Source organism: Enterobacter sp. KB-280D8 (assembly GCF_041399405.1).
In the GTDB taxonomy this organism is placed as follows: domain Bacteria; phylum Pseudomonadota; class Gammaproteobacteria; order Enterobacterales; family Enterobacteriaceae; genus Enterobacter; species Enterobacter cloacae_N.
Genome location: NZ_JBGKEC010000005.1, coordinates 174153 through 195623, shown reverse-complemented (window position 1 = coordinate 195623; position 21471 = coordinate 174153). Strand labels below are relative to the sequence as shown.

Sequence of the window (21471 nt, the reverse complement as noted above, 5' to 3'; positions counted from 1 at the left end):
TTATTTGTTTCGGTTGCACATCGGGAAGCCAAGGGCTTCACGGGACGCATAGTAAGCTTCTGCAACGGCTTTGGTCAGGGTACGAATACGCAGAATGTAGCGCTGACGTTCAGTCACGGAGATCGCTTTGCGGGCGTCCAGCAGGTTGAAGCTGTGGGCGGCCTTCAGAATACGCTCGTAGGCAGGCAGCGGCAGCGGAGTCTCCAGCGCCAGCAACTGCTGCGCTTCTTTCTCGTACTGCTCGAAGCAGGTGAACAGGAAATCTACGTCCGCGTATTCGAAGTTATAGGTGGATTGCTCCACTTCGTTCTGATGGAACACGTCGCCGTAGGTGGTTTTACCCAGCGGGCCGTCGCTCCAGACCAGGTCGTAAACGCTGTCTACGCCCTGAATGTACATGGCCAGACGTTCCAGACCGTAGGTGATTTCACCGGTGATTGGCTTACATTCCAGCCCGCCAACCTGCTGGAAATAAGTGAACTGGGTCACTTCCATGCCATTCAGCCACACTTCCCAACCGAGACCCCAGGCACCCAGCGTTGGGTTTTCCCAGTTGTCTTCCACGAAACGGATGTCGTGGATGGTTGGATCCATACCCAGCTCTTTCAGCGACCCGAGGTACAGTTCCTGAATGTTGTCGGGTGATGGCTTAATCACCACCTGGAACTGATAGTAATGCTGCAGACGGTTCGGGTTTTCACCGTAACGACCATCGGTCGGACGACGGGAAGGCTGCACATACGCGGTCGCCATTGGCTCTGGCCCCAATGCGCGCAGGCTGGTCATCGGGTGTGAAGTGCCGGCGCCGACTTCCATGTCCAAAGGTTGAACAATGGTACAGCCCTGACGAGCCCAGTAATCCTGTAAGGTCAGGATCAGGCCCTGGAAGGTCTTGGTATCAAACTTTTGCATAGTATTTCGTGCTGGATACGTGTGGTTTTAAATGGAAGGGACCAGTATACCCGCTGGCTGCAAGATATACAGTACGAAACGGGGTTGTTTAGGGAAAATTGGGAAATAAGCCTTCCGGCCAGAACGCTGGCGGCGTCTGGCTGTTGATTATGCGAGCAGGCTAGCGCATGGAGAGATGTAAAAACTGACCGTCCGCATCAAACGAGCAGACAAAGCCCTCTTTACGCGCAGTATACCCTCTAAGCTCATAGCTGCCCTGAAAGCGCTCGAATCCGATGACGTTAATTTTCTGAACGTCCGAGTTATAGCGCCGGGCGGCCTGGTCTTTACAGAGCGCTTCCATATTCAGTGAACGCTCCGGGCTTATTTTACCCTGCTGCGCTTTTTGCACGGGTACTTCCTGTGGCGCACTGCATCCTGCCAGCATAAATAGCAGAAAGAGTGATACCACACGCTTCATCATCATTTTTATTACCGTCCTGGTCAGCGGCTGTTATTTTTAGTATCAACACTTTTATAGATTAAGGTCTGCCATTCTGCGAATCTCGCGGTCTCCCGGCAAGCCTGCACATAAAACTCAGAATTTTCCAAACGAAGACTTTTGGACAATGGTAGTCACACTCAATTTACAGGGAATACGAGGAACTGATGCCGTCAAAAATTAACTGGATTGATAACCTGCGAGGAATAGCGTGTCTGATGGTGGTCATGATCCACACGACGACCTGGTACGTCACGAATGCCAACAGCATCAGCCCCGTTAACTGGGATATTGCCAATATCCTCAACTCCGCGTCGCGCGTCAGCGTGCCGCTGTTTTTTATGATTTCCGGCTTTCTCTTTTTTGGCGAACGCAGCGCGCAGCCGAGGCACTTCATCCGCATCGCGGCCTGCCTGGGGTTCTACAGCGCCGTTGCCCTGCTTTATATCACCCTGTTCACCTCTATTAACGCCGGGTTATCCCTCAAATATTTGCTGCAAAAACCGGTGTTCTACCACCTGTGGTTCTTCTTCGCCATCATCGTTATCTATCTGGTCTCTCCGCTCATTCAGGTGAAAAACGTCAGCGGGAAAATGCTTCTGGCCCTGATGGTGGTGATCGGCATCGTCGCCAACCCGAATACGGTCTCGCAGAAAATCGACGGTTTCGAATGGTTGCCGGTGAACCTTTATATCAACGGCGATACCTTCTACTACGTGCTTTACGGCATGCTGGGGCGCGCCATCGGGATGATGGACACGCAAAAACGCGGTCTGAACTGGCTATGCGGGGCGCTGTTTATCGCCGGCGTGGCGGTGATTTCACGCGGGACGCTGCATGAGCTTCAGTGGCGCGGCAATTTTGCCGATACCTGGTATCTCTATTGCGGGCCGATGGTCTTTATCTGTGCCGTATCGCTGCTTACGCTCGTCAAAAACACCCTGAACGCGCGTCCCCTGCCCGTGCTGAGTCTTATCTCTCGCCACTCTCTCGGGATTTACGGTTTTCACGCGCTGGTGATCCACGCGCTGCGCACGAGAGGCGTTGAGCTAAAAAGCTGGCCGGTGCTGGATATCGTCTGGATTTTTGCCGCCACGCTGGCGATCAGCCTGCTGCTGTCGATGCTGCTGCAAAAAATAGATGCTCGCCGCTTCGTCAGTTAATGCTCCGCTGCCGGGCGCGATGGTACTGGCGCGGGGAGGAAAATCCTGCCGCCAGTGAAGCCTGCTCCACGCCGCGTCCCTGCATCAGCCACTGCTCCGCCACCGCCAGACGCAGCTGCTCAAGATAATCGCGAACGCTAATCCCTAAATGTGACTGGAAAAGCCGGGTGAGATGGCGTGGGCTGACGTGCGCCAGTGCGGCGATATCAGGCAAGCTCCACGTTTTTTGCGGCTCGGCGGTGAGCGCATCCTGCGCCCGATGGATCGCCGGGTGAAGATGATTGCGGTAGCGTAGCCACGGAGATAGCTGAGGGTCGTCACCGGAACGGCGGAACCAGACCACCATCTCACGCGCCACGGCCAGCGCCTTTTCGGGGCCGCACAGGTGGTTGATCGTGTGCAGCGCCAGATCGATGCCCGAGGTGATCCCCGCGCTGGTCCAGATATTTTCATCCTGCACAAATATCCGGTTTTCTTTAATCGTCGCCGTAGGGGCCGCGGTGCGTAAACGGCTAATAACGTCATGGTGGGTTGTGCACTGCCGGTTATTCAGCAGGCCCGATTTCGCCGCCAGCAACGCTCCTGAACAGACGCACATCACGGTGATTTCCTGGCGCTGGATCTGCGGCTGCCGGCGCATCAGCCAGTGCTGAATCTGCTGCGCTTGCGGGGTTGAGAACTGAAAGCGGGAGTCGCTCACCCCCGGCAGGACCAGCAAGCTGCCCGGAGACAGGCTTTCCGGCAACGGCTGGATGCCGCTCATCGTCAGACCTATCGACGTCGGAACCTCCGGCTGCGGGCCAATGTAATGCAGACGAAACGCGTCGCCTGCCAGCACAAAGGTTTCTGCCGGGCCGGTCATGTCTAATGACAGCACCCCGGGCAACATCACGAACCAGACGTCGATGGGCATTACAGTGACTCCAGCGTCTCCGCTACCGTTTTAATTTCGGCAAAACGCCCGGACAGTACCGTTTCGGTACGGTGGCGAATTTCCGCTGCGCTAAGGGTAATGCCCCTGTAGGTCATGGGAAACGTCAGCGTTGCCTCGCTCACAAAGGTCACAGCATACCCCAGATCGGATGCCACCCGGGCGGTGGTTTCACAGCATTGTTCAGTGCGAATGCCGCAGATAATCACACTGTTGATATCACGCTCGCGCAGCCAGCGGTCAAGCCCGGTATCCGTGAAGGCATTATGGACGTGTTTCTGGAAAACCACATCCGGCTGATGACGCAAAAAGGCCATCGGTTTGACATAGCCGCTTTCCAGGGTAAAGGGACCGTCTTCATCAACGTGAAAAATATCAACGACCGGAATATTACGCGCCTGGCAGCCTTCAATCAGCCCCAGCATCGCCTGCTGAAAGGCAGGAATTTCGTCCTCCTGCCAGTAATTGCGCTGATGGAAGGACTGCTGAGTATCAATGTTGACTAATGCGATGCGTGACATGATAAATCTCCTTGCCAGTGGGTGTAACACCATACTGGCAAGGAATGGAAGGCTCGCACAGACCAAAAAAGGACATCCTCGTGCCTCTTCCGGACAAGCGTATTTAAGACATAAGCGGCAGCAGCTGCTGATAGATTTTGCGGAATACGTCGCGCCTTTCCGTGTACCGCGCATGGCGTACAGCGTCCGGGAAATGCGCCTGCTCAAGCGTAAGCTGCGGCAACAGCTGTGAAAGCGGTTTTTCCGGGTTCATGGCGATCTGCGCCAGTCGTGCAGCACCCAGCGCGGGGCCGACATCCCCTCCGGTGCGGAAATCCAGCTGCAACCCGCTGATATCCGCCAGCATCTGTCGCCAGTAAGGGCTTCGCGCTCCGCCGCCAATCAGGGTGACGCTCGTCGGCTTCAGGCCGCAGTCGTGCACCACGTCCATCCCGTCCGCCAGTGCATACCCCACACCTTCCAGAACCGCACGCGCCAGCTCTGCCGGGCCATGTTGATGGGTTAAGCCAAAGAACACCCCTTTCGCTTCCGGGTTGTTGTGCGGCGTACGCTCGCCGGAAAGATACGGTAAAAACCAGACCGTACCCGCCGCGTCATCCGCCTGCTGCGCCGCGGAGATGAGCGCCGGAACGTCGGCCATGCCGGTGATTTTTGCGGCCCAGTCCAGGCAAGACGCCGCACTGAGCATCACCGACATCAAATGCCATTTTCCAGGCAGGGCGTGGCAGAAGCTGTGTACGGCGCTTTCAGGGTTGCTGCGATACCCGTCGCTAACGGCAAAATAGACGCCGGAGGTTCCCAGCGAAAGCATCGCCTGCCCCGCCTCAACCATCCCGACACCGACAGCCCCCGCCGCGTTATCGCCGCCTCCGGCCACCACCGGTACAGCAGGCATGTTCCAGCGTTCGGCAACGTTCGGCAGCAGCGTGCCCGTCACCTCGCTACCTTCGAACAGCGCGGGCATGTGTTCGCGGGTCAGATTACAGGCATCCAGCATCGCCTCGCTCCAGTCGCGTTTCGCCACGTCGAGCCACATCGTGCCGGCGGCATCGGACATGTCGCTGGCGAAATCGCCCGTCATGCGAAAACGCAGATAGTCTTTTGGCAGCAGAACTTTCGCCACCTGACGGAAAATCTCCGGCTCGTGGCGCTGAACCCATAAGAGTTTTGGTGCGGTGAAGCCCGGCATCATCAGGTTGCCGGTAATTTCACGGGAGGCAGGTACGCGCTCCTCAAGAAGCGCACACTCTTCTGCGCAGCGGCCGTCGTTCCAGAGGATCGCAGGACGCAGCACGCGATGCTCGCTATCCAATAAGGTTGCACCGTGCATTTGCCCGGCCATTCCCATCGCTTTCACGTCACGCAGAGAATGTTGCTCGCCTAACGCGGTAATTGCGCGATCCGTCGCCTGCCACCACTGTTCCGGGTCCTGCTCCGACCACAGCGGATGCGGGCGTGAAACCTGCAGCTTTTCCGTCTGCGTTGCTAACACCTCGCCCTGCTCGCTTAACAGGATGGCTTTCACACCCGATGTGCCCAGATCGATCCCGATATACATTGCGGTGACTCCTTTGACAGAAATGCCCGGTGGAGCTTCCGCTTACCGGGCCTGGATGCTGTTATTTATCGAACAGGTAGTGATTAACCAGATTTTCCAGCAGCTCCTGGTGCCCGCTCTGGTGCTGCGGCGCCAGCTGATGTTGTTCAGCGTACTTCGAGATTTCCGCAAGCGATAACTGCCCCTTCAAAATTTGCTGGCCCAGCTCACTGTTCCAGCCGCTGTAGCGCTTCGCCACGCGTTTATCCAGCTCACCGTCTTCAATCATACGCGCCGCCACTTTCAGCGCCAGCGCCATGGTGTCCATCGCGCCAATGTGGCCGTAGAACAGATCGTATTTGTCGGTGCTCTGGCGACGCACCTTGGCATCAAAGTTCAGGCCGCCGGTGGTGAAGCCGCCCGCTTTGATGATTTCGTACATCACCAGCGCATTCTCTTCCACGCTGTTCGGGAACTGGTCGGTGTCCCAGCCCAGCTGTGGATCGCCACGGTTCGCATCGACAGAGCCGAAGATGCCCAGCGCAATCGCAGACGCGATTTCGTGATGGAAAGAGTGGCCCGCCAGCGTGGCGTGGTTGGCCTCAATGTTCACTTTAATCTCTTTTTCCAGACCGAACTGCTTCAGGAAGCCGTACACCGTCGCCACGTCGTAGTCATACTGGTGCTTCGTCGGTTCCTGCGGCTTCGGCTCGATCAGCAGCGTGCCGCGGAAGCCGATTTTGTGCTTATGGTCGACAACCATCTGCATAAAGCGGCCAATCTGCTCGCGCTCCTGGCGCAGGTCGGTGTTGAGCAGGGTTTCATAGCCTTCACGACCCCCCCACAGGACATAGTTTTCGCCGCCCAACTGATGCGTGGCGTTCATTGCCGTCACCACCTGCGTGGCCGCCCAGCTAAACACTTCCGGATCCGGGTTAGTTGCCGCACCCGCGCCGTAGCGTGGGTTAGTGAAGCAGTTTGCCGTGCCCCAGAGCAGCTTCACGCCGCTTTGCTGCTGTTTTGCCGCCAGCACATCCACCATCTGCGCAAAATTGTTCAGGTACTCTTTCAGCGACGCCCCTTCCGGCGACACGTCAACATCATGGAAGCAGTAGTACGGCACGTTCAGCTTGTGGAAGAACTCAAACGCCACATCGGCTTTGCGTTTCGCCAGCTCGATGGCCTCACCCGGCTGCTGCCACGGACGGTCAAAGGAACCGACGCCGAACATATCGGCGCCGTTCCAGCAGAAGGTATGCCAGTAACAGGCGGCAAAGCGCAGATGATCTTCCATGCGCTTACCCAGCACCAGCTCATCCGGGTTGTAGTGACGAAATGCTAAAGGATTGGTCGTTTTTGGGCCTTCGTAACGAACGCGATCGAGTTGGTCGAAATAAGCTTGCATATTGAGCTCCATAATCAGGGTATGCGGCGAGTCGTTGATACAGGAGTAATAGTGAATAGACATTTTGGGTTGCTCAATTACGTTATTTCACACTGCTATTGAGAGAATGCACAACTGTGCGCTGGCTCGCAAAATAATGCGCAGACAAACTATTTTTCGGCGCGCATTCCAGAATCAAATGTAATTAAGGCGTTACGAATTTTAAAATCCGATCGCGGTCATAAATTCAGAAATAAACCAAATATCGTAATGAGAAGATAAAAATCTGTAATTGCCAGCCCGCCTTTCCGCGTTAAAAATTTGCTGCGACCCAGCAGTGAATGTTTCTTTTATCTCAGCAACACATACCCCTACAAAAAGGCCTAATAATTATGAAGATAAAGAACCTGACCCTAACGCTCTGCACTACGCTCCTCCTTGCAAGCTTTGCAGGGCATGCCAAGGAGGTCAAAATTGGCATGGCGATTGACGACCTGCGTCTGGAGCGCTGGCAAAAAGATCGCGATATTTTTGTGAAAAAAGCGGAATCACTCGGTGCGAATGTGTTTGTTCAGTCAGCTAACGGCAATGAAGAAACGCAAATGTCGCAGATCGAGAATATGATCAACCGGGGAGTCGATGTTCTGGTCATTATCCCTTATAACGGCCAGGTATTAAGTAACGTGGTGAAAGAAGCGAAGCAGGAAGGGATAAAAGTTCTCGCTTATGACCGCATGATTAATAATGCGGATATTGATTATTATATTTCCTTCGACAATGAAAAAGTTGGCGAATTACAGGCGCAAAGCCTGATCGACAAAGTGCCTCAGGGCAATTATTTCCTGATGGGCGGTTCGCCGGTGGATAACAACGCCAAACTGTTCCGCGAAGGGCAAATGAAAGTCCTTAAGCCGTACATCGACAACGGCAAAATTAAGGTGGTTGGCGATCAGTGGGCCGACGGATGGTTGCCAGAAAATGCCCTGAAGATTATGGAAAACGCGCTGACGGCCAATAACAACAAAATTGACGCTGTTGTGGCCTCCAACGATGCCACTGCAGGTGGGGCTATTCAGGCCCTGAGCGCCCAGGGGCTGGCTGGTAAAGTTGCGATTTCTGGCCAGGATGCCGATCTGGCAGGCGTAAAACGCATTATCGCAGGTACCCAGACCATGACGGTCTACAAACCGATTACCGAGCTTGCCAATACGGCGGCAGAAATCGCCGTTGAGCTGGGCAACGGTAAGCAACCTAAAGCAGACGCGACGCTGAATAACGGTCTGAAAGACGTTCCGGCTCGCCTGCTCACGCCAATTGAAGTCAATAAAGAGAACATTGACGCCACCGTGATTAAAGACGGTTTCCACAAGAAGAGCGAACTGTAATCCGGCGCTGCCCCTGCCCTGCAGGGGCGCATCACGTTGTACTGTTCTTCCCTCGGGTTATGTGGAGCAGTTATGCCTTATTTACTTGAAATGAAAAGCATCACCAAGCGCTTCGGCGCGGTGAAAGCCGTCGACAACGTCAGTCTCCGGTTGAACCCCGGCGAAGTGGTTTCGCTGTGTGGCGAGAACGGTTCGGGCAAATCAACGTTGATGAAAGTGCTGTGCGGGATCTACCCGCACGGCAGTTACGAAGGCGAAATCGTCTTTGCCGGTGAAGTCATCCAGGCGACACACATTCGCGACACCGAACGTAAAGGCATCGCCATCATTCACCAGGAGCTGGCGCTGGTGAAGCATCTCACCGTGCTGGAGAACATCTTCCTCGGAGCCGAGATTTCCCGCCACGGCGTGCTGGATTACGACACCATGACGCTCCGCTGTGAAAAGCTGCTGGCGCAGGTGAGCCTCCACATTTCGCCGGATACCCGCGTGGGCGATCTGGGTCTGGGGCAACAGCAGCTGGTCGAAATTGCGAAGGCGCTGAATAAACAGGTCAGGCTGCTGATCCTCGATGAGCCAACGGCCTCGCTCACCGAGCAGGAAACCGCGGTTCTGCTCAATATCATCCGCGATCTGCAAAACCACGGCATCGCCTGTATCTACATTTCGCATAAGCTGAACGAGGTCAAAGCCATTTCGGACACCATCTGCGTGATCCGCGACGGGCAACACATCGGCACGTGTGAAGCCGCAGGCATGAGCGAAGATGACATCATCACCATGATGGTGGGCCGCGAGCTGACGGCACTCTACCCGAATGAACCCCACACAACGGGCGATGAAGTGCTGCGCGTGGAGAACCTCACCGCGTGGCACCCCGTCAACCGCCACATCAAGCGGGTAAATAATGTTTCGTTTTCCCTTCACAGCGGCGAAATTCTTGGGATTGCTGGCCTCGTCGGTGCCGGGCGCACCGAAGCCGTGCAGTGCCTGTTTGGCGTGTGGCCAGGACGCTGGGAGGGCACAATTTATATCGACGGCCAGCCGGTGAAAATCGACAGCTGCCAGCAGGCGATTGCCCGCGGCATTGCCATGGTGCCGGAAGACCGCAAAAAAGACGGCATAGTACCGGTCATGGCGGTGGGTAAAAACATTACGCTTGCGGCACTCGATCGGTTCTCCGGCGCGCTGAGCAGCCTGGATGATGCCGCCGAGCAGCAGTGCATCCTCCAGTCGCTTGCCCGGCTGAAGGTCAAAACCTCCTCGCCGGAACTGGCAATCGGCCGCCTGAGCGGGGGTAACCAGCAGAAGGCGATTCTGGCGCGCTGCCTGCTCCTCAATCCACGCATATTAATCCTTGATGAACCGACGCGCGGGATCGATATCGGTGCCAAATACGAAATCTACAAACTGATTAATCAGCTTGTACAGCAAGGGATTGCCGTCATCGTCATTTCGTCTGAGTTACCCGAAGTGCTCGGCCTGAGCGACCGCGTGCTGGTCATGCACGAGGGAAAACTGAAAGCCAACCTGATTAACCAGAACCTGACGCAGGAGCAGGTGATGGAAGCCGCTTTAAGGAGCGAACGTCATGTCGAAAAGCAATCCGTCTGATATCAAAGTCGCTGTTCCGACGCCCGGCGCGTTCGCTGGGCTAAAAGCGCTGAACCTGCAGGTTTTCGTGATGATCGCGGCGATTATCGTCATCATGCTGTTCTTTACCTGGATGACGGATGGCTCGTACTTGAGCGCGCGAAACGTCTCCAACCTGCTCCGCCAGACCGCTATCACAGGCATCCTGGCCGTGGGCATGGTGTTCGTGATCATCTCTGCGGAAATCGACCTGTCTGTCGGGTCAATGATGGGTCTTCTCGGCGGCGTGGCGGCGATTTTTGACGTCTGGCTTGGCTGGCCGCTGCCGCTGACAGTGGCGGTGACGCTGGTGCTGGGGCTGGTTTTAGGCGCCTGGAACGGCTGGTGGGTTGCTTACCGTAAGGTGCCATCGTTCATTGTCACCCTGGCGGGGATGCTGGCCTTTCGCGGGATCTTGATCGGTATTACCAACGGTACCACCGTCTCCCCGACCAGCGCAGCCATGTCGCAGATTGGTCAGAGTTACCTCTCCGATAGCATCGGCTTTACGATCGGCGTGGTGGGGCTGCTGGCGTTTGTCGCGTGGCAGTGGCGTGGACGCATGCGCCGTCAGGCGCTGGGGCTTGCATCGCCAGCGTCAACGTCGGTGGTGGGACGACAGGCGCTGACGGCGGTCATTGTGCTGGGTGCCATCTGGCTTCTTAACGACTATCGCGGCGTCCCGACGCCGGTGCTGCTACTGGCGCTTTTGCTGCTGGGCGGCATGTTTATGGCGACACGCACCGCATTTGGCCGCCGTATTTATGCCATCGGCGGCAACCTTGAAGCTGCCCGCCTCTCGGGTATTAACGTCGAACGAACCAAGCTGGCGGTTTTCGCCATTAACGGCCTCATGGTCGCTATCGCCGGGTTGATCCTCAGCTCGCGTCTGGGGGCCGGTTCTCCCTCCGCCGGCAACATCGCCGAGCTGGATGCTATCGCCGCCTGCGTCATCGGTGGCACCAGCCTCGCAGGCGGTATCGGGAGCGTGGCGGGCGCGGTCATGGGGGCATTTATCATGGCGTCGTTGGATAACGGGATGAGTATGATGGACGTCCCGACGTTTTGGCAGTATATCGTCAAGGGGGCCATTCTTTTACTGGCAGTCTGGATGGATTCTGCCACCAAGCGACGGGCCTGATAACCGTATAGTGACTTAATTGGGAAGTGAGCCATGTTTGAAAAGCGTCACCGCATTACGTTGTTATTCAATGCCAACAAAGCCTACGACCGTCAGGTGGTGGAAGGTGTCGGTGAATATTTGCAGGCGTCGCAATCCGAGTGGGATATCTTTATTGAGGAAGACTTCCGCACCCGTCTGGAGAACATTAAAGACTGGCTGGGGGACGGCGTCATCGCAGACTATGACGACCCCGTCATCGAGCAGCTGCTGACCGACGTCGACGTCCCGATAGTGGGCGTCGGCGGCTCCTACCATTCACCTGAACACTATCCCCCGGTCCACTATATCGCCACCGATAACCATGCCCTGGTCGAGGCGGCCTTTCTCCATTTAAAAGAGAAGGGCGTCCATCGCTTCGCGTTTTATGGTTTACCCGCCACCAGCGGCAAGCGCTGGGCCGTTGAGCGCGAACATGCGTTTTGCCAGCTGGTCGCGCAGGAGAAGTATCGCGGCGTGGTCTATCAGGGGCTGGAAACCGCACCAGAGAACTGGCAGCACGCGCAAAACCGCCTGGCGGACTGGCTGCAAACGCTGCCACCACAAACCGGTATCATAGCCGTGACGGACGCGCGTGCGCGCCACGTGCTGCAGGTCTGCGAGCATTTGCATATCCCGGTGCCCGAAAAACTGTGCGTGATTGGCATTGATAATGAAGAACTGACCCGCTATCTGTCCCGCGTGGCGCTCTCCTCCGTTGCGCAGGGCACGCGTCAGATGGGCTATCAGGCGGCGAAGCTGCTGCACCGCCTGCTTGATAAAGAGTCTCTGCCGCTTCAGCGCCTGCTGGTGCCGCCTGTCCGCGTTGTGGAACGTCGCTCAACCGATTATCGCTCCCTAAGCGACCCGGCCGTCATTCAGGCCATGCACTATATTCGCAACCACGCCTGCAAAGGGATTAAGGTCGATCAGGTGCTGGATTCGGTGGGCATTTCCCGCTCGAATCTGGAGAAGCGCTTCAAAGAAGAGGTGGGCGAGACTATTCATGCCGTCATCCATGCGGAGAAGCTGGAGAAGGCCCGCAGCCTGCTCATCTCCACGTCACTGTCGATCAACGAAATCTCGCAGATGTGCGGATACCCGTCGCTGCAGTATTTCTATTCGGTGTTTCGCAAAGAGTATGACACCACCCCAAAAGAGTATCGGGATCGCCACAGCGAGGTGCTGATATAGAAAAGAAAACGCCTTCCAGGTGGAAGGCGTTTTTTGACATTACATATGAGCGGCGATTAAGCGCTGGTTATCCTGGTACATAGCGAACAGATAGTTGTTATAGCTATTTCCCTTCGTCGAATAACCTTTCAGCTTGTGAATCATCGCACTGGCCGTCACTTCCTGATCCGCTTTACGCAACTGAGCGCGTGATTTACGGAACGATGAGTAGGCCGGGTGCGTATTAAGATTCACCGCGTAAGCATTCACGGAATCTTTTACTGATTCGAACTGAGAATAGCCCTTCACCTTACCGGGCGCATTATTACAACGACCTTTCGCACACTTCATGCCGAACAGGTTATTGTTATTACGCGCCAGCTTAGAGGTCCCCCAGCCGCTTTCGGCTGCCGCCATGGTCGCAACCATGCTGCCTGGGATAATGTCCACACGCTCAAGGAGAGCATTCCACGGTACGCGACGCGTGTTACCGTTCCAGCTCAGCTTGTAGCGCTTCGTGATGTCTTTCAGACGCGCGCGTTCAGACGGCGACCAGCGGCTATCGTACTGTTTTGAAATCAGCCAGTTACGATCCGCCGTAATCGCGGCATTTTGACTTGTTATGTAAGGCATTACCGTCCGGAGAAACGCTTTTTTTCTTGGTGTTCCGGAAGGGTATTTTCGCAAATCAGGAAGTGAACTACTCTTTGCACTATTGCGAGAATACTCTTGTTTACTGCTAACCTTACTACTTGTCGTCTTTATTACGTGGGCTTTCTTACTCGTTGTATCCGTGTGCGTCTTCGCAAGCACCCCACCCGAAAATGTCGTGGTGAGTAACATGAGTATCGCGGCCCCATATCGTCGAATGGGAGTCGATATCATTAGGTCTCCTGGTCGGATGTAATCATCCCAACACCTTATTTTTTTCACAAATTTGAGAGCGGAATCTCAAATCATATCAAAAATAGACTTCAAGAGCACGTATAGAAATAGTCCAATTCCGAAACTATGTCACCTGAAAATTGCTCACAAAAACATCATTCCTGAAAAAATGTGTGCGATATCGCAGATAACTGCCTCATTTTGCGCGGGATCACTCATCCTCACACGTCCTCCCGGGAGAAAGCGATGGGGGATGAGTTTTTCACCGCATCCTGATGGCACACTGGTCAAAAATGCCGCGACAGGAAAATGGAATGAAACGCACCGCATTAGCTCTTCTGCTGTTACCCGCTCTGGCACATGCCGACTGGTCATCGCCGGGGTTTAACGCATTTCGCGCCGAAGGCACCGGCATTTTCACCAGCCAGACAAAGCTTGCGAAGGGTACGCGCCCTCTGACGCTGAGTTTTGACAAGACGTGCTGGCAGCCTGCGGAGGCGATAAAACTCAATGAGATGCTGTCGCTTAAGCCCTGTGACGGCACGCCGCCGCAGTGGCGCCTTTTCCGCGACGGTGACTACCAGATGCGGATTGATACCCGCTCCGGCACGCCCACCCTGCTGCTGACAATTCAGAGTGCCGCAGAACAGTCGGTTGCAAACGTTATCCGCCAGTGCCCGAAGTGGGACGGTAAACCGCTGACGCTGGACGTCAGCCATACCTTCCCGGAAGGCACCGTGGTGCGTGATTTTTACAGCAAACAGACCGCGACGGTGCAGAACGGAAACATTACCCTACAGCCCGCCGCCAGCAGTGGTGGCCTGCTGCTGCTTGAGCGCGCCGAAACCGACAAGCCAGCGCCGTTTAGCTGGCAGAACGCCACCGTCTATTTTGTGCTTACCGACCGCTTTGTGAATGGCGACCCGAGCAACGACAACAGCTATGACCGCCACAAAGACGGCATGCAGGAGATTGGTACCTTCCACGGTGGCGATCTCAAAGGGCTCGCCAGCAGGCTCGACTATTTACAGCAGTTGGGGGTGAATGCGCTCTGGATAAGCTCCCCGCTTGAGCAGATCCACGGCTGGGTAGGCGGTGGCACCAAAGGGGATTTCCCACACTACGCCTATCACGGCTACTACACCCAGGACTGGACGAAGCTTGATGCCAACATGGGCACCGAGGATGACCTGCGCCATCTTGTCGATGAAGCGCACAGGCGCGGCATTCGCATCCTGTTCGATATCGTCATGAACCACGCGGGCTACGCGACGCTTGCGGACATGCAGGCGTACCAGTTTGGCGCGTTGTATCTGCAGGGCGATGAGCTGAAAAAGACGCTGGGAGACCGCTGGACTGACTGGAAGCCTGGCGCGGGCCAAAGCTGGCATAGCTTCAACGACTACATCAACTTCAGCGACAAAGCCGCATGGGAAAAATGGTGGGGCAAGAAATGGATCCGCACCGACATTGGCGATTACGACAACCCCGGCTTCGACGATTTAACCATGTCGCTGGCATTTCTCCCGGACCTGAAAACGGAATCCACAGCCCCTTCAGGCCTGCCCAACTTCTATCAATACAAGCCCGATACCCACGCGAAAGCCATCCCGGGGTATACCCCACGCGACTATCTCATCCACTGGCTCAGCCAGTGGGTGCGCGACTACGGCATTGACGGTTTCCGTGTGGATACCGCGAAGCACGTCGAGCTTGATGCCTGGCAACAGTTGAAAGACCAGGCAAGCCATGCGCTGGCCGCCTGGAAAGGGGCTAACCCGGACAAAAAGCTCGATAACGCACCGTTCTGGATGACCGGAGAATCCTGGGGCCACGGGGTGATGCAAAGCGATTATTACCGCCACGGTTTTGATGCGATGATTAATTTTGATTATCAGGAGCAGGCGGCAAAAGCGGTGGATTGCCTGGCCGATATGGACCTTACCTGGCAGCAGATGGCGGAGAAGCTGCAAAGCTTCAACGTGCTGAGCTACCTCTCATCACATGATACGCGTCTGTTCCGCGAAGGGGGCCAGCGCGCTGCGGAGCTGCTCCTGTTAGCGCCGGGCAGCGTGCAAATCTATTACGGGGATGAATCCGAGCGTCCGTTCGGGCCGACAGGCTCCGACCCACTACAGGGTACCCGGTCAGATATGAACTGGCAGGACGTCACGGGCAAGCAGGCCTTAACCGTTGCCCACTGGCAAACGCTGGGCCAGTTCCGCGCCCGCCATCCGGCAATTGGCGAAGGCAAGCAAACCACGCTGCCGCTGAAAGAAGGGTATGGCTTCGTGCGCGAGCACAAGGGCGATAAGGTGATGGTGGTATGGGCGGGTAATCAGTAGATCATACCCCTCACCCTAACCCTCTCCCCAGAGGGGAGAGGGGATTGCACGGTGCAGTCTTTCACCCTCGCCCCTTTGGGGAGAGGGCCGGGGTGAGGGGAATTCAACCAGAACTATTCACTACACAAATCCAAACCTACCATATAAAACGACAAATCCGACCACATCCCCCGATTTGCACCAGCACGGTGCTAGCGTTATGGTTACCCACTTTCAAAATAAGCTCGATAGAACACCTGCTATGACGTTTTCACTTTTCGGCGACAAATTCACCCGCCATTCAGGCATTACTCGCCTGATGGAGGACCTCAACGACGGGCTGCGCACTCCGGGCGCCATCATGCTCGGCGGCGGAAACCCGGCGCAAATTCCGGAGATGACGACCTATTTCCAGACACTGCTCGCACAGATGCTGGAAAACGGTAAAGCGACCGATGCGCTATGCAATTATGACGGTCCGCAGGGTAAAACCGAGCTGCTGACTCTCCTTGCCAAAATGCTGCGTGAAGAGCTGGGCTGGGATATCGAACCACAGAATATTGCACTGACAAACGGCAGCCAGAGCGCGTTTTTCTACTTGTTTAACCTGTTCGCAGGACGTCGCGCCGACGGCACGACCAAAAAAGTGCTCTTCCCGCTGGCACCGGAGTACATCGGCTACGCTGATTCCGGCCTGGAAGAGGATCTGTTCGTCTCCGCGCGTCCGAACATCGAGCTGCTGCCGGAAGGCCAGTTCAAATATCACGTCGATTTTGAACACCTGCATATTGGTGAAGAGACGGGGATGATCTGCGTATCGCGCCCGACTAACCCAACGGGCAACGTCATCACCGACGACGAACTGATGAAGCTGGATGCGCTCGCGAATCAGCACGGCATTCCGCTGGTGATCGATAACGCCTACGGCGTGCCGTTCCCGGGAATTATCTTCAGCGAAGCGCGTCCGCTGTGGAACCCGAACATTGTCCTGTGCATGAGCCTCTCCAAGCTGGGCCTGCCGGGCAGCCGCTGCGGCATCATCATCGCTAACGAGAAAATCATCACCGCTATTACCAATATGAACGGCATTATCAGCCTTTCACCGGGCGGCATTGGCCCGGCGATGATGTGCGAAATGATTAAGCGCAACGACCTGCTGCGTCTGTCTAATGAAGTGATCAAGCCGTTCTATTTCCAACGCGTTCAGGAGACAATCGCGACGCTTCGCCGCTATTTACCGGAAGAACGCTGCCTGATCCATAAACCTGAAGGGGCGATTTTCCTTTGGCTGTGGTTTAAGGATTTGCCGATTACCACCGAGCTGCTCTACCAGCGCCTGAAAAAGCGCGGCGTGCTGATGGTGCCGGGCGATTACTTCTTCCCGGGTCTGGATAAGCCGTGGCCGCACACTCACCAGTGCATGCGCATGAACTACGTGCCCGATCCGGAAAAAATTGAAGCAGGCGTCAAAATTCTCGCCGAAGAAATCGAAAAAGCCTGGCACGAAGCCGGTCAGTAACGCGTTACGCCAGATTATGCCGCCGGGTCGGGCTTTATCTGGCGGCCCCGGCACGGGTCAACCGGAGTTAATATGCTCCTTACAGTACCGCCGTTTCCACACGGCGGGGGTTAACCCGGTATGCTTAGAAAATATCTGCCGGAAATACCCCACGTCATTAAAGCCGCAGCGCGTTGCGACCTCGGTTAACGATGCAGAATCGTTGAGCAGCAGTTTTTCCGCCGCCCTGACGCGCTGGCGATGTATCGCCTCCGTCAGGGTTAAATGGAAAGTCCGGCGAAATACACGCCCGAGATAATCTGCATTACAGTGCAACGCTTTTGCCAGCTGCGATGTGGATATTGGTAAATGAAACTGCGTACGAATAAGCTGTTTTGCCTTCCAGGCCATCGCCGCACCGGCCTGATCCGCGTTATCTTCATATCCTGACGAACGGGACACCTGCTGTAAAATCAATAATAAAATCATCTCCAGCGCCATACTTCGCTGTAATTTCTCCTGCTCGCTGAGGAATTGCCGAAATAGCGCAATCACATATTCCGCATCCCTTACGCGGCAATGTTGTTCTATTGCAAGAGGAGCGGCGTTGGGTAACGTTGAATCATGCAACTCCACCTCAAAATGAAGCCAGTAAAAGCGCAGGTCCGCCGGAAAATCTTCCACCCCCACGTGCCGACGGCCCGGCCAGAGCAGCAAACTCTCTCCTGCTTTTACCTCAAATAACGTGCTTTCTTCCTGGAGCGTTAATGTTCCTTTTTCGACAAAAATAATCTCCCATGACGTTAATTTTCGCGCAGGATGGCGGCCCACTCCGCGGGAAATAAACAACCCGCCGTTTTGGACCTTAACCGGAAGCGCTATGGATAATTCGAGCATGGATATTCACCATTCCGCTTTTATTACCGTTAATTTTCGACTTAGACGTTGATTATTAATCAATATTCGAACAACTGTCCGATCGGAATCACATTTTCATCATCAGGTCGGAATCGTCACCTTTTTATACTTTTCCCTTCCCTTGTTGGTCTGGCCGTTGAATGCAGAATAAACAGGGTACCTACAAATACGATAAAAAATCGTTTATCGAGGAGTTACCCATGACTTCCACACCGATTACAGACGCAGACGTTGCAAACCAGAAAGTCGATGACCTGCTGTCCGTCCGCGAGAAAATTGGCTACGGCCTGGGCGATGCGGGCGGCACGGTGATTACCTGCCTGATCATGAACTTTCTGACCTTTTTCTATACCGATGTATTTGGCCTCACCCCTGCGCTGGTGGGCACGCTGTTTATTGCCCTTCGCGTGTTTGACGCCATTTCCGATCCGGTGATGGGCGTCATTGCTGACCGCACGCAGAGCCGCTGGGGACGATTTCGCCCCTGGCAGCTGTGGGTCGCGCTCCCCATCGGTATCGTTGGCGTACTGACCTTCACCGTCCCGGACGCCAGTATGAGCGTGAAAATCGCCTGGGCGTTCGGCACCTATTTGCTGCTGTCCGTGGGCTATACCGCCATCAACGTGCCCTACTGCGCGCTGATTAACACCATGACCACCCGCCACAACGAGGTGATCGCCTGCCAGTCATGGCGCTTTGTGCTGTGCGGCGTGGCGGGCTTTTTGGTCTCCGTTGGCCTGCCGTGGCTGGTCGCGGAGCTGGGCCAGGGCAATGCTGCCCGGGGTTATCAGCTGGGCGTTGGCGTGCTGTGCGCCATCGCCGTGGTGATGTTCCTGTGCTGCTTCTTCTGGGTGCGCGAACGCGTCCCGCTGGCGCTGATGGGCAAATTCACCCTGCGTGAGCACCTGGCGGGCCTGCGTAAAAACGATCAGCTGCTGCTGATGCTGCTGATGTCGTTCCTGCTGATCAACGTCTTCAATATTCGCGGCGGCGGTTATATGTACTTCATCACCTACGTGCTGCAAGGCAGCACGGCGTACACCTCGCTGTTTTTCACGATGGTGACCTTCGCCGCCATTCTGGGCGCGGTGATCGTCAGCCCGCTGTCGCGCCGCATTGATACCGTCAAACTCTACTACCACACCAACCTGGTGCTCGCGGCGCTTGCGGTGGGTATGTGGTTCCTGCCGGGTGACCCGGCGCACCAGACGCTATGGCTGATCGTCATTTTAAGCAATGGCGTGATCCTGGGCTTCACTCTGCCGCTGCACTTCTCGCTCATGGCCTTTGCCGACGACTACGGTGAATGGAAAACCGGTGTGCGCTCCTCGGGCATGAACTTCGCCTTCAACCTGTTTTTCATCAAGCTCGCATGGGCGTCCAGCGCCGGGATCATCAGCCTGGTGTTTATCGCCGTCGCCTACCAGCCAGGCGCGGGCAATCAGACACCTGCTTCGCTACAGGGCATCACCGCCATGGAGACGCTGCTGCCTGCCCTTTTCCACCTGCTGCTGGCGGTCGCTATCCGCTGGTGCAGGCTTAACAACCCTGTGATGTCGCGCATTGCCACCGATCTGCGCCAGCGTCACGTACCGTCCTGAGGAGAACGCTATGTCCATAATGGAACCCGATCTGCACCAGCTGAAAATCAACGACCCGTTTCTCGGGCAGTATCAACGGCTGGTCCGGGACGTGGTCATCCCCTACCAGTGGGATGCGCTGAACGACCGCGTGGCGGAGGCCGAACCCAGCCACGCCATCGCCAACTTCCGCATCGCGGCCGGTCTGGAACAGGGTGAGTTCTACGGGATGGTGTTTCAGGACAGCGACGTGGCGAAATGGCTCGAAGCCGTGGCGTGGTCGCTGTGCCAGAAACCGGATGCAGAACTGGAAAAAACCGCCGACGAGGTGATTTCGCTGGTCGCGGCGGCGCAGTGTGAAGATGGCTACCTCAATACCTACTTTACGGTAAAAGCCCCCGAGGAACGCTGGACGAATCTGGCCGAATGTCACGAGCTGTACTGCGCCGGGCATATGATTGAAGCGGGCGTGGCGTATTTCCAGGGAACCGGAAAACGTCGCCTGCTGGACGTGGTGTGCAGGCTGGCGGACCATATCGACAGCGTGTTTGGCCCGGGCGAAACACAGCTGCACGGTTACCCTGGCCATCCGGAAATCGAGCTGGCGCTGATGCGGCTGTACGATGTCACGCAGGAGCCGCGCTATCTCAATCTGGTGAAATACTTTATCGAAGAACGCGGCGCGCAGCCTCACTTCTACGATACCGAATACGAGAAGCGCGGCAAAACGTCTTACTGGAACACCTATGGCCCGGCGTGGATGGTCAAGGACAAAGCCTACAGCCAGGCGCATCAGCCGCTTGCCGAGCAGCAAACGGCCATCGGCCACGCGGTGCGTTTCGTCTACCTGATGGCGGGCATGGCGCACCTGGCGCGCCTGAGTCATGACGAGGGTAAACGGCAGGACTGTCTGCGGCTGTGGAACAACATGGCGCAGCGCCAGCTGTACATTACCGGCGGGATTGGCTCGCAGAGCAGCGGCGAGGCGTTCAGCAGCGATTACGATCTGCCCAACGATACGGTCTATGCCGAAAGCTGCGCCTCCATTGGCCTGATGATGTTTGCCCGCCGGATGCTGGAGATGGAGGCAGACGGCCACTACGCCGACGTGATGGAGCGCGCGCTGTACAATACGGTGCTGGGCGGGATGGCGCTGGACGGTAAGCATTTCTTTTACGTGAACCCGCTGGAGGTGCATCCGAAAACGCTGGCCTTTAACCATATCTATGACCATGTGAAGCCGGTGCGCCAGCGCTGGTTCGGCTGCGCCTGTTGCCCACCGAACATTGCCCGCGTGCTGACCTCGCTGGGGCACTATATTTATACCGTTCGCCCGGATGCGCTGTTGATCAACCTGTACGTGGGGAACGACGTCGCCATTCCGGTGGGTGATAGCACCCTACAGCTGCGCATTAGCGGTAACTATCCGTGGCAGGAGCAGGTGAAGATCGAAATCACCTCGCCGGTTCCGGTCACCCATACGCTGGCACTCAGACTACCGGACTGGTGTGCGGAACCAGCTGTTTCGCTGAATGGCGAAGCCATGACTGGCGAGATATCCCGTGGATACCTCTATCTCAGCCGCCGCTGGCAGGAAGGCGATACCCTGACCCTCACGCTACCGATGCCGGTCCGCCGCGTGTACGGTAACCCCCAGGTGCGCCAGCAGGCGGGTAAAGTCGCGCTCCAGCGCGGCCCGCTGGTTTACTGCCTGGAAGAAGCGGATAACGGCGCCAACCTGCATAACCTCTCCTTGCCACGAGAGAGCGAGTTCCGGGTGTTTGAAGGCAAAGGCATTTTCGCGCACAAGATGCTGATTCAGGCGGAGGGGATCGGATGCCACGCGAAGGAGACGGAGGCGCTGTGGCAGTACGATCGCTCGCCGGTACAGCGTCAGCCCCGGACGCTGACCTTTATTCCCTGGTTTAGCTGGGCTAACCGGGGAGAAGGGGAAATGCGGATATGGGTGGACGAAGGCTGAATAGCCT

The 21471-nt window shown here is 56.2% G+C and carries 17 protein-coding genes; 9 read left to right on the top strand and 8 right to left on the bottom strand.

Features of this window, described 5'->3' with window-relative positions:
- Together glyQ and AB8818_RS16235 are read right to left on the bottom strand one after the other, a co-directional pair.
- A complete protein-coding gene (glyQ, locus tag AB8818_RS16240) occupies positions 1-912 on the bottom strand; it encodes a glycine--tRNA ligase subunit alpha (protein ID WP_003860141.1) in 912 nt (303 codons plus the stop codon).
- 160 nt (positions 913-1072) lie between these two features.
- Positions 1073-1378: a YsaB family lipoprotein gene (locus AB8818_RS16235; protein WP_192984078.1), complete on the bottom strand. Its 306-nt coding sequence runs from the start codon at positions 1376-1378 to the stop codon at positions 1073-1075.
- Positions 1379-1560: 182 nt separating this feature from the next.
- On the opposite strand from AB8818_RS16235, the gene AB8818_RS16230 reads away from it, so the two are divergent.
- A complete protein-coding gene (locus AB8818_RS16230) occupies positions 1561-2556 on the top strand; it encodes an acyltransferase (RefSeq protein WP_192984080.1) in 996 nt (331 codons plus the stop codon).
- Here AB8818_RS16230 and AB8818_RS16225 read toward each other — a convergent pair.
- The 4 genes from AB8818_RS16225 to xylA all read right to left on the bottom strand — a co-directional run bounded on the left by AB8818_RS16225 (position 2549) and on the right by xylA (position 6950).
- A complete protein-coding gene (locus tag AB8818_RS16225; RefSeq protein WP_116343056.1) occupies positions 2549-3469 on the bottom strand; it encodes a GlxA family transcriptional regulator in 921 nt (306 codons plus the stop codon). The two genes, AB8818_RS16230 and AB8818_RS16225, sit on opposite strands and share 8 nt — an antisense overlap.
- A complete protein-coding gene (locus AB8818_RS16220; protein ID WP_192984083.1) occupies positions 3469-4008 on the bottom strand; it encodes an isochorismatase family protein in 540 nt (179 codons plus the stop codon). The genes AB8818_RS16225 and AB8818_RS16220 overlap by 1 nt, the downstream gene beginning before the upstream one ends.
- Before the next feature lie 103 nt (positions 4009-4111).
- Positions 4112-5566, bottom strand: coding sequence for a xylulokinase (xylB, locus tag AB8818_RS16215; RefSeq protein ID WP_116343052.1), 1455 nt, complete (start codon positions 5564-5566; stop codon positions 4112-4114).
- A 61-nt stretch (positions 5567-5627) separates the two neighbouring features.
- A complete protein-coding gene (xylA, locus tag AB8818_RS16210) occupies positions 5628-6950 on the bottom strand; it encodes a xylose isomerase (protein ID WP_192984176.1) in 1323 nt (440 codons plus the stop codon).
- A gap of 371 nt (positions 6951-7321) precedes the next feature.
- Here xylA and xylF point away from each other — a divergent pair, with 371 nt between their 5' ends.
- From xylF to xylR, 4 genes are all read left to right on the top strand, one after another.
- Entirely contained in the window at positions 7322-8314 is a 993-nt protein-coding gene (gene xylF / locus AB8818_RS16205) for a D-xylose ABC transporter substrate-binding protein (protein WP_008502746.1), read from the top strand.
- Between the two features lie 72 nt (positions 8315-8386).
- Positions 8387-9928, top strand: a complete 1542-nt coding sequence (locus tag AB8818_RS16200) for a xylose ABC transporter ATP-binding protein (RefSeq protein WP_192984085.1) — start codon at positions 8387-8389, stop codon at positions 9926-9928.
- Positions 9906-11087, top strand: coding sequence for a xylose ABC transporter permease XylH (gene xylH, locus AB8818_RS16195; RefSeq protein WP_041911621.1), 1182 nt, complete (start codon positions 9906-9908; stop codon positions 11085-11087). Before AB8818_RS16200 ends, xylH begins: the two co-directional genes overlap by 23 nt.
- A 33-nt stretch (positions 11088-11120) precedes the next feature.
- On the top strand, positions 11121-12299 hold the full coding sequence (gene xylR / locus AB8818_RS16190) for a D-xylose utilization transcriptional activator XylR (protein WP_021242460.1): 1179 nt from the start codon (positions 11121-11123) through the stop codon (positions 12297-12299).
- A 39-nt stretch (positions 12300-12338) separates the two neighbouring features.
- On the opposite strand, the gene AB8818_RS16185 is transcribed toward xylR, so the two are convergent.
- Entirely contained in the window at positions 12339-13163 is an 825-nt protein-coding gene (locus tag AB8818_RS16185; RefSeq protein WP_045630274.1) for a protein bax, read from the bottom strand.
- A gap of 314 nt (positions 13164-13477) precedes the next feature.
- Here AB8818_RS16185 and AB8818_RS16180 point away from each other — a divergent pair, with 314 nt between their 5' ends.
- Together AB8818_RS16180 and avtA are read left to right on the top strand one after the other, a co-directional pair.
- Positions 13478-15508, top strand: a complete 2031-nt coding sequence (locus tag AB8818_RS16180) for an alpha-amylase (protein WP_192984088.1) — start codon at positions 13478-13480, stop codon at positions 15506-15508.
- Positions 15509-15749: 241 nt separating this feature from the next.
- A complete protein-coding gene (avtA, locus tag AB8818_RS16175) occupies positions 15750-17006 on the top strand; it encodes a valine--pyruvate transaminase (RefSeq protein ID WP_163330044.1) in 1257 nt (418 codons plus the stop codon).
- A gap of 57 nt (positions 17007-17063) precedes the next feature.
- Here avtA and AB8818_RS16170 read toward each other — a convergent pair whose 3' ends face one another.
- On the bottom strand, positions 17064-17882 hold the full coding sequence (locus AB8818_RS16170; RefSeq protein ID WP_192984091.1) for an AraC family transcriptional regulator: 819 nt from the start codon (positions 17880-17882) through the stop codon (positions 17064-17066).
- 221 nt (positions 17883-18103) lie between these two features.
- Here AB8818_RS16170 and AB8818_RS16165 point away from each other — a divergent pair, with 221 nt between their 5' ends.
- Positions 18104-19504, top strand: a complete 1401-nt coding sequence (locus AB8818_RS16165) for an MFS transporter (protein WP_192984094.1) — start codon at positions 18104-18106, stop codon at positions 19502-19504.
- Positions 19505-19514: 10 nt separating this feature from the next.
- Positions 19515-21464, top strand: coding sequence for a glycoside hydrolase family 127 protein (locus AB8818_RS16160; protein WP_166709710.1), 1950 nt, complete (start codon positions 19515-19517; stop codon positions 21462-21464).
- Positions 21465-21471: the final 7 nt, after the last annotated feature.